General features: G+C 42.8%; 14 protein-coding genes. 4 read left to right on the top strand and 10 right to left on the bottom strand.

Translation table 11 applies throughout. The features are described from left to right. Positions 1-440: 440 nt before the first annotated feature. From J8Z24_RS03480 to J8Z24_RS03445, 8 genes are all read right to left on the bottom strand, one after another. Entirely contained in the window at positions 441-1079 is a 639-nt protein-coding gene (locus J8Z24_RS03480) for a protein-L-isoaspartate(D-aspartate) O-methyltransferase (RefSeq protein WP_176032462.1), read from the bottom strand. Between the two features lie 8 nt (positions 1080-1087). Then, positions 1088-1828: a 5'/3'-nucleotidase SurE gene (gene surE, locus J8Z24_RS03475; RefSeq protein WP_128730927.1), complete on the bottom strand. Its 741-nt coding sequence runs from the start codon at positions 1826-1828 to the stop codon at positions 1088-1090. Positions 1829-2198: 370 nt separating this feature from the next. Further along, positions 2199-3206 carry a tRNA pseudouridine(13) synthase TruD gene (truD, locus tag J8Z24_RS03470; protein WP_252095266.1) on the bottom strand — a complete coding sequence of 336 codons (1008 nt, stop codon included), beginning with the start codon at positions 3204-3206 and terminating at the stop codon, positions 2199-2201. Beyond that, positions 3203-3679, bottom strand: coding sequence for a 2-C-methyl-D-erythritol 2,4-cyclodiphosphate synthase (ispF, locus tag J8Z24_RS03465; protein WP_125250575.1), 477 nt, complete (start codon positions 3677-3679; stop codon positions 3203-3205). Before ispF ends, truD begins: the two co-directional genes overlap by 4 nt. Beyond that, positions 3672-4370, bottom strand: coding sequence for a 2-C-methyl-D-erythritol 4-phosphate cytidylyltransferase (gene ispD / locus J8Z24_RS03460; protein ID WP_125250576.1), 699 nt, complete (start codon positions 4368-4370; stop codon positions 3672-3674). The genes ispF and ispD overlap by 8 nt, the downstream gene beginning before the upstream one ends. Then, positions 4354-4647 (bottom strand): cell division protein FtsB, encoded by a 294-nt coding sequence (gene ftsB / locus J8Z24_RS03455; protein ID WP_125250577.1) that lies wholly within the window; start codon positions 4645-4647, stop codon positions 4354-4356. Before ftsB ends, ispD begins: the two co-directional genes overlap by 17 nt. 38 nt (positions 4648-4685) lie before the next feature. Further along, on the bottom strand, positions 4686-5309 hold the full coding sequence (locus J8Z24_RS03450; RefSeq protein WP_176032464.1) for a hypothetical protein: 624 nt from the start codon (positions 5307-5309) through the stop codon (positions 4686-4688). 100 nt (positions 5310-5409) lie between these two features. Then, complete coding sequence (locus tag J8Z24_RS03445; protein WP_125250579.1) at positions 5410-5880, bottom strand: DUF2947 domain-containing protein; 471 nt, start codon at positions 5878-5880, stop codon at positions 5410-5412. 84 nt (positions 5881-5964) lie between these two features. On the opposite strand from J8Z24_RS03445, the gene J8Z24_RS03440 reads away from it, so the two are divergent. The 3 genes from J8Z24_RS03440 to J8Z24_RS03430 are packed head-to-tail and all read left to right on the top strand — an operon-like array spanning position 5965 to position 8268. Beyond that, the gene (locus J8Z24_RS03440) at positions 5965-6201 is read left to right on the top strand and encodes a DUF1653 domain-containing protein (RefSeq protein ID WP_128730883.1); all 237 of its coding nucleotides are present in this window, start codon (positions 5965-5967) and stop codon (positions 6199-6201) included. Positions 6202-6244: 43 nt separating this feature from the next. After that, positions 6245-7081 carry an AAA family ATPase gene (locus J8Z24_RS03435; RefSeq protein ID WP_252095620.1) on the top strand — a complete coding sequence of 279 codons (837 nt, stop codon included), beginning with the start codon at positions 6245-6247 and terminating at the stop codon, positions 7079-7081. Between the two features lie 2 nt (positions 7082-7083). Beyond that, the gene (locus J8Z24_RS03430) at positions 7084-8268 is read left to right on the top strand and encodes a vWA domain-containing protein (protein WP_252095265.1); all 1185 of its coding nucleotides are present in this window, start codon (positions 7084-7086) and stop codon (positions 8266-8268) included. Between the two features lie 47 nt (positions 8269-8315). On the opposite strand, the gene J8Z24_RS03425 is transcribed toward J8Z24_RS03430, so the two are convergent. Together J8Z24_RS03425 and acs are read right to left on the bottom strand one after the other, a co-directional pair. Beyond that, a complete protein-coding gene (locus J8Z24_RS03425) occupies positions 8316-8969 on the bottom strand; it encodes a response regulator transcription factor (RefSeq protein ID WP_125250582.1) in 654 nt (217 codons plus the stop codon). 86 nt (positions 8970-9055) lie between these two features. Next, on the bottom strand, positions 9056-10996 hold the full coding sequence (gene acs, locus J8Z24_RS03420) for an acetate--CoA ligase (protein ID WP_252095264.1): 1941 nt from the start codon (positions 10994-10996) through the stop codon (positions 9056-9058). A gap of 318 nt (positions 10997-11314) precedes the next feature. Here acs and J8Z24_RS03415 point away from each other — a divergent pair, with 318 nt between their 5' ends. Then, entirely contained in the window at positions 11315-12475 is a 1161-nt protein-coding gene (locus J8Z24_RS03415) for a DcaP family trimeric outer membrane transporter (RefSeq protein WP_147391038.1), read from the top strand. The last annotated feature ends 263 nt before the right edge of the window (positions 12476-12738 follow it).

Genomic DNA, 12738 nt, shown 5'->3' with positions numbered 1-12738 from the left:
ATCTAAGGCAAGCTTTTGCGTCAATAGCTAGCCTATTGCAAACAAGCTAAACGCAGTAGTATGGGATTGCAGCTACTCGAGAACAATTTATATCAATTATCTTAGTAAAGTTTGCTTTTTTAAGGCAAGGAAATCTTGTCAATAACACTACTCCCGCATTCTACTAACGCTGCGATAGCAACCTCCGTGGAAGCCAGACAAAAATTTTGCTATTTAGTTGTTCTAAATAAGAATTTTTTAACGCTGTTAGCGTCAGATTTCCCCCTTCAAATTGTGCAAGTATTAAGGCTAATTGGTATCAATATCTCGAGTCCAGATTATCTAATTTGAAGGCCGCCTTTACGCTATTTGCTTAAATTAATTTGAGCGCAGTTGAGTAGTAAACAGCCTGAGCTTCGGATAAGTAGCTAGAGTTTTTGACATCGGCTGTATATTATTGTCTAACTCACTTCACCGGCAACCAAAGGTACAAAGCGTACTGGCGCTAAGGCATGACGAATATATTGCTCTCCCTTTTTGACAAATAAAGTCAACGTTTGCGTCTCAACACCGATTGGGATGATCATTGCACCTCCGTCTTGTAGCTGAGCAAGTAAGTCATCAGGCACCGATTGTGCTGCTGCGGTGACAATAATGCCAGCAAACGGGGCTTTTGATGGCCAACCTTTCCACCCATCCCCATGCTTCATTGTGACATTGTATAAATCTAATAAGTGAAGCCGTCTTCTAGCTTGCCACTGTAATGATTTAATTCGCTCTATGCTAAATACCTGCTCAAAAACCTGTGCAAGAATAGCAGTTTGATATCCAGAGCCAGTACCAACCTCTAATATACTTCCCTTTACGCCAACTTGTTTCAATACTTCAGTCATTTTTGCGACAATAAAAGGCTGAGAAATAGTTTGTCCTTGTCCAATAGGAAGCGCTGTGTTTTCATAAGATTTATGCTTCAACACTTCGTCGACAAACAAGTGCCTTGGGGTACTTGCCATTACCTCAAGTATTTGTTTGTCTACAACTCCTTGTTGTTTTAACAGCGCCACTAGCGCATTGGCGCTGCCCTGATAATTATTCAGCACACGCGCCTCTACAATAACCAGCTAGCCACTGCATCTAAGCTTTCGTGAGCGGTCATATCAACTTTTAACGGAGTAATTGCAGCATAACCATTATTCACTGCATGAAAATCAGTCCCTTCTCCAGCATCACTTTCACGCCCAAGAGTGCCGTACCAATATACGCTTCTACCCCAAGGATCTATTTGCTCTGTCATCGTGTCAGCTTTGTGACGCGCTCCCAAACGCGTTACTTTTATTCCCTTGAGTTCATCAAGGGGAATATCTGGTACATTGATATTAATGATTTGGTCTTTTGGCAGTGGGTGATTTGCCAACTTTTTAATGATCTCTATTGTCACATGTGCGGCGGTTTCATAGTGCGCTTCATTTTTTGAACACAGTGATACCGCAATGGCAGGTAGCCCTAAATGCCGTCCCTCAGTCGCAGCAGCAACGGTTCCTGAATATAGCGTATCATCACCAAGATTGGCGCCATTATTAATACCTGCAACCACTAAATCAGGCAATTCATCAGTAAGTTTGCTGACACCTAAATGAACACAGTCCGTTGGCGTGCCATTCACCGAAATAAAGCCATTATCTAATGTCGTTGCTCGTAAAGGATTTAAAAGCGTTAATGAGTTGCTAGCACCACTACAGTTTCGGTCTGGGCCAATCACCGTAACATCAGCTATCTGAGACAATGCTTGATACAAAATAGCAATCCCTTTGGCGTGAACACCATCATCATTACTTAATAGGATCTTCATTTTTACCTCTTCTTTGGCAGGCAATGCGTAGCTTGTTGCCATCTGATTTTTTATTTTGATTAGTCAATAGGTTGCAAGCAAGCCGAACCAGCCGTTGACTTAATATTAGCACTCTTCACAATGACTGCTAGCACCAGTTAATATCGTTTTGCTTTTATACCTACTCAATTTGCAGGCGTAAGTTTAACGTTCGCTGCAATAAAGACCTCATCCTTAAAACGTCGAAGTTACAAACTTTTAGTCTGCCTATAGCACTGTAGGTACCTTGGCAATAGCAAGCTTAGGTAGTAGCGCTGCCACACCATCTTCTCTTAACCTAGTCCGCTTACACTCAATTAAGCAAATTAATATTACTCACCTGGAACTTTGACTATTTCTTACTAGCATCACAGTGATTGACAAGCTCTCTGAGCACAGCGGTTGCAAAAGTACCTTTTGGCAAACTAAATTCAAGTACCATAGAACTTTGTTCGGTCATACTAACTTTGAACTCTTGTGGCATTAATCTGAGTGCTCTACGCTCATTCTTCATACCAAACTCAGCCAACCCATTATGCCACTGTGAAAATGAACTCAACCACTCTCGCTCTTGTGGTAGTAACCCTTTTTCACCTTTACCAACTAATGGCGCAGAAAGCAGAATATCGTTACCTAACAGTCGTTCTATTAATTCGCAATCAATATCTGATTCAAAAAAAGCATTACTGCCATTTAAAAGGAATATTTCACGATGCCAGGTGGTTGCCAAGCCATGTTCAGCAACTCGACGACTCACGACTTGATTAAAAAGGTGTGACCTCGCCGCGGACAAAACCAGGCCTCTGAGCTTTTTATCTCGAATTTTTTCACCATCAAACAATCTCTGTGCCATATCAAGGTTGTGACCATCATGACCAAAACGCTGCTCCCCAAAGTAATTTGGGACTCCCTGACGTACTGCGTTAATACGAGACAAAATATCGAGTGGCTCAGTGACGTTACGTAACGTAATGGCGAAACGATTACCTTTATGGCAGCCTGTTTTCAGTTTTCGGTTATGTCTTACCTGTTTTACAATAAAGATTGAGTCACTATTGAGCGCGCTAAAGTCCAAAGGTTTTTTTATTGGCACCGGTACACTAAACCATTGGGTACAAACACCATGCCTATCTTTAATACCAGCATAACTCACCTCACGAGGAGGGAGCTGCGCAAACTCTGCTAATTTCTTCGCCACATATGCGGTATTTTCGCCCTTTTTGATGATTTGTAAGCAAACATGCTCACCTTCACCAGTAAAAGGTATGTCTAAGATCTCGTCAACCCGAAAGTCCTCTGGTTGTGACTTGAAGTCACCATCAGAGAGGGGTTTACCATATAGATAATTTAATGTCTTCATGTTTTAACCAACAGCACGACTGCGTGACTTGAGATCCCTTCTTTGCGCCCCTCAAACCCCAGTTTTTCTGTGGTAGTTGCTTTCACATTAACTTGGTCTAGTTGGGTTTCACAGTCCGTCGCAATATTACCGCGCATCGCATCGATATGAGGTCGCATTTTCGGCGCTTGAGCTACAATGGTGACGTCAATATTCCCAATTTGATAACCTCGAGCCTTCACTTGTTCCATAACACGGCGCAACAAAATACGACTGTCTATATTTTCAAATTCACTCGCGGTGTCAGGAAAGTGTTTACCAATGTCTCCAAGTGCGAGCGCACCTAATAAAGCATCACATAACGCATGAATCGCCACATCTCCATCAGAGTGAGCGATAAACCCCTGTTCATAAGGAATTTTTTCGCCACAAATTGTCAGCGGTCCAGCACCACCAAATTTATGAACATCAAATCCGTGGCCAATTCTAATCATGCTGCTTACCTTGTTGTTGAATAATAAACTCCGCCAGAGGTAAATCCTCCGGAGTGGTGATCTTAATATTATCTGTGCGTGCGGCTATCAACTGAACTGGTTTTTTTTGTAATTCCATCGCTGACGCTTCATCTGTAATATTAGCGCCTTGCGCTAACCCAAGCTCCAGTGCCGCCAATAACTCTTCATACTTAAACATTTGCGGTGTGAAAGCCTGCCATAAAGACTCTCTCGGCACCGTTTTTTGCACCAATTCAGTACCACATTTAATCGTATCTTTAACTCTGGCAGCTAGTATGCCACCTTGTCCCTCATTAACACACTTTGCTATCAAGTGATGAATGTCTTCAAGCGCGACGAGAGGTCGAGCAGCATCATGCACGAGTACCCAATCAGGCTTACTCGAAGCTAACGCTCGTAGAGCGAGCAACACAGAATCAGCACGCTCCTTACCACCGTCACAGTGACCAAAGCGACTGTCCGGCAGCAAGCTCGTAGTAAAATAGCTATCTTCTTTCGATACGGCCACCATGAACTGCTCAACGCCATCCAGTTTCGCTAATTTCTCTAATGTGTGAACTAAAATAGGTTTGCCCAATAAAGGGATATACTGCTTAGGCACCTGTGCCTGCATTCTACTGCCGACACCGGCAGCTGGAATAATAACCGCTAATTTATCGTTTCTTTTCATGGGGTACTTTAGGTAATACGCGGATGAAGGTTTCGCCAGGCTTGATCATACCAAGCTCATGACGAGCACGCTCTTCAACCCCTTCGAGGCCCAGCTTGAGATCTTCAATATCCGCTTTGAGTAGTTTATTTCTTTTGCTTAGGTTGGTGTTAGTTTCTTGGTGCGATTTAACTACAGATTTAATCCGCGTGTAATCCTCCACGCCGTTGTGGCCGAACCAGAGTCTATATTGAATAAATAGCGCTAACACGAACAGCGCTAATTGAAAAAATCGCATCGTTTATTCCAAACTTCTACCATTGAGCCACTTTTGGATTATTGACTCGTCTTTATTTTTTGTACGTGTGACCAATTAATCGCACTGGCTAATAACATTTCTCTTAATGTTAGCCTGCGCGGTGGTGCCGCTTTACCGTAATGCCAAGTGTGACCGCAGCACGCAGCAACCATCAAGGCTTTTGTGGGTTTTAACAGCTCAATAGATTGCGTCTCCGGTGGCGTTAAACTGTCACCGTTCATCGCAAACCAGCCAAACTGATTACAATGGACTTTTCCTGAAGCGCAAATTTGATCAACACTATCTAATCGCACAGTAACACCCGAAAGTTCAGCACAAAGAACTGGAGCCACTAACCCAACTTTTACTTTGTTTAAAAAAAATGCCTCATTGGCTACTTTATCACTTTTTGGCTGAGTTTTTTGTTTTGCCAGCCAACAGCCATTAAAGCTGTCTAGTTCAAGTGGTACATCACCATGAATAATGTGAGTAGCAGCACGCTCCACATAATACGGTAGGCTGTTTAACAAACGCTGAAGACGTTGATGATCAGATAATTCAGCAAGTTTTGGCAGTTCTCTGGCATAAAATACATTTACAAGTTCTGCAAACATCAGGCGTGATGCTTCATCATACCAAATTGTATTTTGCTGCTGCTCCAAAACGCCTCCTATCGGTACAATCTATCAACGTAGACCGGTGTACATCCTTTATACACTAGCCATGTTTCAAATCAAAGCAAAGTGCGCAGCTGAATAAGCCTTATGGTTTAGTTCCTAGTTTAGCTTCTCCTTCAGCCATAAACTGGACTACCGAACTACGTTTTTTACCAATTAGGAAACTTCCATCCGTCAAAAACATAAAGTTTTGCCAACACCGTTTGAACACATCAAAGCGGGTCTCAATTACATCATCTCGAGAGAGACAAAAATACACCGTGGTATTGGCTTGCCAATCAAGAAATTGCTCAATCGCTTCTGGAAATTGCTCACCAGCCTCCCAGGGCTGTTCCCAACTAAGGGTTTCTTGCCATGACTCAGCTTTGCCAACCCAATCTGTTTTATCAAAAAAATCTGGGTGATCTTTTTCGTTGCTCACCATGGTGCTCCAAAGCACCGCTGCACGCGCCGCAGACATTGGTTTTATCAATGCCAAATCGGCAGCTTCGATTGGAAGATCTTTATGTTTGAAAACCCAAGCTTTCTTATAATCGTCCAGCGCAATATAATTCATCTTTAAACACCTTCAGTCTTAATGGCACGGATTATAACATTTCAGTCCGTCACGTACGGCTTTTATTTTTTGGAGCTTGAATTAGTGGATATCACACCTGGAATTTACCGCCACTACAAAGGAAAACTTTATCGTGTGCATGCTTTGGCAACACACAGTGAAACGCAGGAAAAACAAGTGGTTTATCAAACCCTATATGGAGATATGAGCTTTTGGGTTAGGCCACTTGAAATGTTTTTAGAAAACGTTATGGTCGAAGGCGAGGCGGTACCTCGCTTTACCTTAATTGAAACCGAAGCAGGGTTGGCAGCGAAAAGCTGATTGTGGCAAGATGCGGTTATCTCATCTGACCACAAGAAGCTGAATTATGTTTAAAGGTACTGATCAATATATTGCTACCTCTGCACTACAACAGGCCGTGAATGCGGCCATCGTATTAGAAAAACCACTCTTAATTAAAGGCGAACCTGGTACAGGTAAAACCTTACTCGCTGAAGAACTTGCTAAAAGTTTAGACACAGAGTTAATCCAATGGCATATAAAGTCAACCACCAAGGCCCAGCAAGGCTTGTACGAATACGATGCGGTCTCGCGTTTGCGCGACAGCCAACTTGGCGACCCTCGCGTTAACGATGTTAGTAACTACATCATCAAAGGAAAATTATGGCAGGCGTTTACCGCCACAAAACGCCCTGTTTTACTCATAGATGAAATCGATAAAGCTGATATTGAATTTCCCAATGATCTACTGTTAGAACTCGATAAAATGGAATTTCACGTTTACGAAACTAACGAGCAAATAAAGGCAAAGGTGCGCCCCATCGTTATTATTACTTCAAATAATGAAAAAGAGCTGCCAGATGCCTTTTTACGCCGCTGCTTTTTCCATTATATCGACTTCCCAAGCAAAGAAGAGATGCAGCAAATTGTGGATGTGCATTTTCCACATATTAAATCGAGCTTGGTACAACGTGCTCTTGAAAGCTTTTTCCAATTACGCGACACACCAAACTTAAAGAAAAAGCCCAGTACGAGTGAGCTGCTTGACTGGTTAAAACTATTGCTCGCAGAAGATATTTCCCCTGAGACATTACACGATAAATCCAATAAAGGTGGCTTGATGCCATTATTCGGCGCACTACTTAAAAATGAACAAGATGTTTCTTTGGTTGAAAAACTCGCCTTTATGAGCCGACGCTGATCATGCTTATTGATTTTGTACTCACACTTAGACGTTACGGTATTAAAGCAAGTTTGCGAGAATTACTGGACTGTCTAGAAGCACTTGATAAAGAGGTGTGCTTTGCCGATTTGGACGGCTTTTACTTTTTGGCAAAAACCATCTTCGTGAAAGATGAAACTTTGTTTGATAAATTCGATCGTGCGTTTGCTGATTACTTTGAGGGAATAGAGTCAATAGACCTCTTCTCAAAACTTCAACAGCAGCAATTACCTGAGGATTGGCTGCGTAAAGAGTTTGAGAAATCACTGTCTGAAGAAGAAAAAGCCAAACTCAACGCAATGGGTGGACTCGATAAGCTCATTGAAACGTTGAAAGCACGCTTGGCAGAGCAACAAAAACGTCACGCTGGCGGCAATAAGTGGGTTGGTACAGGGGGCACTTCACCTTTTGGGGCTTACGGCTATAATCCTGAGGGGATCCGCATTGGCCAAGATGGAAATCGCCATCGCAGAGCAGTAAAAGTTTGGGACAAACGGCAATACCGCAACCTCGATTGCAATACTGATATTAGCAGCCGCAATATCAAATTAGCTCTTAAGCAGTTGCGTAAATTTGCACGCAGCGGGGCAAGTGATCAGCTTGATCTGAATGAGACTATTCGTGCCACCGCAAGACAAGGCGGCATGTTAGATGTAAAAATGGCACCAGAGCGACATAACTCAGTTAAAGTCTTGATGCTGTTTGATATTGGTGGCTCCATGGATGACCATATCCAGCTATGTGAGCAACTTTTTAGTGCCGCACACGGTGAGTTTAAGCATCTTGAATTTTTTTACTTCCATAATTGTGTGTACGAACATGTTTGGCACGATAATGACCGTCGTGACAGCGAATTGCTTGACACTTATCAGCTAATTAACCGTTATGGCTCAGACTATCGGCTAATATTTGTTGGTGACGCGACAATGGGCCCCTATGAAATCACCTATCCCGGCGGTAGCGTAGAGCATTGGAATCAAGAGGCTGGAGCCACGTGGCTGAACCGTTTAACCAATCACTTTAGTAAGGTGGCTTGGCTTAATCCTCAGCCGCAAAGTTATTGGTCTTACTACCATTCAATCGAGCTAATAAATCAATTAATGCAAGACCGAATGTATCCGCTAACAATTGAGGGATTAAGTCAGGCGTTTAAAGAGTTAAGCTAAAAGAGTCTTGCTTGCAAGGAAAGCGTCTTGCAAGCAATGATGCGAGGTTACTCATTCGCTTCAATAGGTTCTAATTGTAGTTTTGAAGCAATCAATACGGCTTGGGTACGATTATAGACGCCTAGCTTTCTGAAAATAGCAGTAATGTGTGCCTTTACCGTCGCTTCTGAGATATTTAATTCATAGGCAATTTGTTTATTTAACAGGCCTTCATGAAGGTATTGCAACACTTTATATTGCTGCGGTGTTAATGACGCAACCTGCTGCGCAAGCTCTTTATCTTCCCCCTCTAGCTCTGCGACTTTGTCTTTCATTCCTTCTGGTAACCAACTTTCTCCATCAAGCACTTGTTCGATAGCTTCTGTAATTTGCTCGACCGATGCTGCTTTTGGGATAAACCCCATCGCACCATAACCCATGACCTTTGAGATGATTGAAAGATCTTCGCTTCCCGACACGACAACAACAGGGAGGCTTGGGTGATCCTCTCGGATCCGAATTAGTCCATATAAATCACCATTGCCCGGCATATGTAAGTCGAGCAGCAGTAGGTCTAGTTCTTCTTGTTGTTGTAAGACCGAGAGCGTAGTGTCAAAGTTTTCAGATTCGAATACCTCTAGCCCTTCAAATTGCGCTTTTAGAGCCCCCTTAAGCGCCTCTCGAAATAGAGGATGATCATCCGCGATTAAAAACTGATACATGCTATGCTCCTAAAAAATCGGCTGTTATCGTAAAGATAACAGCCGTTATAGTATGTTTATATTAGGTCGCAATTCAAGTCATTCTGTTAACGATTTAATCTATTCTCGATTAATTCATCAACAACACTTGGATCAGCAAGGGTAGAAGTATCACCTAATTGCTGATATTCATTCGCAGCTATTTTACGTAAAATGCGGCGCATAATTTTACCGGAGCGCGTTTTAGGCAGACCTGGAGACCACTGGATCATATCTGGGGTTGCTATTGGGCTTAACTCTTTCCTAACCCAACTTCTCACTTCCTTGGTTAACTCATCAGACACCATAACGCCTTCGTTTGGTGTGATGTAAACATAAATACCTTGGCCTTTGATGTCATGTGGGTATCCTACCACGGCCGCTTCAGCAACCGCCTCATGGGCAACTAACGCACTTTCGATTTCAGCAGTTCCTAAACGATGACCTGAAACGTTAAGTACATCATCAACACGACCTGTGATCCAATAGTAACCATCCTCGTCCCGACGGCAACCATCGCCCGTAAAATATACGCCCGGATAAGCAGAGAAATAGGTTTGTTCAAAACGTTCATGATCGCCATACACGGTACGCGCTTGAGAGGGCCAGCTATCCAAAATTACCAGATTGCCTTCCATTGCACCTGTAAGCGTATTACCTTCTGCATCAAATAGTGCTGGAGCAATGCCAAAGAATGGACGGGTCGCAGAACCCGGCTTAAGTGCCGTTGCACCAGGTAATGGCGTGATCATGATGCCGCCCGTTTCGGTTTGCCACCAAGTATCTACGATTGGACACTCACTATTACCAATTTGTTCGTAATACCAAGACCAAGCCTCTGGATTAATTGGTTCACCAACCGAACCCAAGATACGTAAACTATCGCGCTTTGAACTTGCAGTCGGCTCATCACCTTTAGCCATCAAAGCACGGATAGCGGTAGGCGCGGTGTAAAGAATAGTAACGCCATGTTTATCAACAATCTCACCCATACGTCCGGACGTTGGATAGGTTGGCACGCCTTCGAATACAACTTGAGTACAACCATTCACAAGTGGACCATAGGCAATATAACTGTGTCCGGTGATCCAACCGACATCAGCACTACACCAGTAGATATCGTCTTCTTGAAGGTCAAATACATACTCATGTGTCATAGAAGCATATACTAGGTATCCACCCGTAGTATGAACAACCCCTTTTGGTTGACCCGTTGAACCCGAGGTATAAAGAATAAATAGCGGATCTTCCGCATTCATCATTTCAGGTTCACATTCCGCAGGTTTATCAGCAACTAATTCATGCCACCATACATCATGCGCATTCCATTCAACATCACCACCGGTCAGTTGATGTACCACAACATGCTCTATGCTGGTTACACCAGCTTGCGCTACCGCCTCATCGACATTTGCTTTTAATGGAACACAGTTCCCACCACGGCGTCCTTCATCGGAGGTGATGACCACTTTAGCACCAGAGTCTTTAATGCGATCTGCAATTGCTGAAGGCGAAAACCCTCCAAAAACCACCGAATGGATGGCACCAATCCTAGCACAAGCTTGCATTGCGTAGATTGCTTGAGGTGTCATAGGCATATAAATAGCGACACGATCGCCCTTTTGTACACCCAAGTGCTTCAAACCATTTGCCAATTTGGCGACTTCGTCATGAAGTTGCTGGTAGGTAATATTTTCTGTTTGTTCCGGGTTATCACCTTCCCAAATCAATGCAACCTTATCGGCGCGCTTTTCGAGGTGTCTATCGATACAGTTATAAGAGGCATTTAGTACGCCGTCTTCATACCATTTAATATTGATATGGCCTTTGTCGAATGAGGTATTTTTAACTTTGCTATAGGGTTTGAACCAATCTAAACGTTGACCGTGCTCTTTCCAAAACTCTGCGGGGTCATCAACCGACTTTTGATATAGTTCTTGGTATTGTTCGTCGTTGATTAATGCGGCGTTCTTGATTTTTTCAGGAACTGAATAAATGCTCTGTGACATAGTCATCTCCATTATATTTAGAGGTCTAGGTCTGCTAGACACGCTTTTCATAAGGATCACCCAGCCTTGGGTGTTTAAGTATTAGACCTTAGTTGTAGAACCTATGAAAACGAATAAGTTTCATCGCAACAAATGCTTTGTTACCAATTTAAAATTTACAGCAAAGCCCAAATTCTCGGGTTGCAGACCATCTACCACCTTAGTCTAATAGACCAATAGATAATTGAGTAAAAACCCACCTTCCACAACAGTTAGTGTTGATTTAAATGAATATCAGCTGATGCTGACTGTCAGGCACAGCAATTGAGGAACAGGATTATGACAACGAATAACATTAATAAAAAACTGCTTGCGGTTGCTATCAGCAGTCTTTGTGCGCTTCCTGCCACAGCAGCTGAGATTGGCGACACGAAAGTAAATTACGGTGGTTATATAAAACTTGATGCAATTTGGAGTGACTTTTCTGATGGCTCGTTAGGTGCACAACATATAGGTCGAGATTTTTATGTCCCAGGCACCACTCCTGTTGGCACAAACTCAAGCAGCGACGCTGTTTTTGATATGCATGCTCGTCAATCTCGCTTCAATTTGGCCACCGATACCAAGCTTGATGATGGCAGTAGTATCAAAACTAAAATTGAATTAGATTTTATTGCTTCTGTCGGCGGTAATGAGCGTGTCAGTAACTCCTACTCCCCTCGTATTCGACAAGCTTTTGTTACCTATAAAGGCTTTTTATTTGGTCAAGCTTGGTCAAACTTCCAAAATGTAAGTGCACTACCAGAAACTTTGGACTTTGTAGGCCCTGCAGAAGGTACCGTGTTTGTGCGTCAAGCAATGGCAAAATACACCACAGGCAACTGGTCTTTTTCAATCGAAAACCCTGAAAGCACAGTAACTACAGCCGATAGCGGTCGAGTAGTAACGGATGATGCGAGCATGCCTGATTTTACGGCTCGCTACACACATAATGCAGACTGGGGGCATATCGCGGTAGCTGCCCTTGCTCGGCAGATCACTTATAAAGTGGGTGGAGCTGATGAATCTGAAAGCTCATTTGGGATCAGTGCATCTGGCCGTGTCAATTTTGGCAAAAATAACCTGAAGTTTATGCTCACTCAAGGTCAAGGACTTGGCCGCTACATAGGACTAAATGTTGCTAATGGTGCTGTGTACGATGGTAATTCATTGCATGCAATTGACTCAACATCTGGTTTTGTTGCATATCAACACAATTGGAATGATCAATTCCGCTCTACATTTTTATACTCATTTTTTAATGCTGACAACGAAAGTAATCTACTGGCGGTGACGGGAGATCCTACAAAATCAAGCATAAGTTACAGTGCTAATTTACTTTATTCTCCAGTGAAGAAGCTGACTTTTGGTGCTGAATATAAAATCGGTACTCGTGAGACTGAAAGTGGCTTAGAAGGCGATTTAGACAGACTACAGCTTTCTGTAAAATACGTGTTCTAATTTTACAATAAACTGTATTGATCCAACTGTAAGCGGCTAATATGCCGCTTTTTTGTTGTTATACCAGCTTGCTTTATTAAATGATCTATTTTGAGGCAAGAAAATCTTATCGATAACTCCGCTACCGCGTCCTACTATCGCTAAGGTACTTACATCCATATAGGCAAGGCAAAAATTTTGCTATTTAATTGTTCTAAATGAGAAATTTTTAACGCAGTTAGCGTCAGATTTACGCCTTAAAGTTGAGCAAGTATTGAGGTGAA

The sequence above is a fragment of the Pseudoalteromonas sp. SCSIO 43201 genome, from assembly GCF_023716725.1.
In the GTDB taxonomy this organism is placed as follows: domain Bacteria; phylum Pseudomonadota; class Gammaproteobacteria; order Enterobacterales; family Alteromonadaceae; genus Pseudoalteromonas; species Pseudoalteromonas peptidolytica.
Note: the sequence above shows the minus strand (reverse complement) of the source record. Positions and strands in the feature narration are given on the sequence as shown.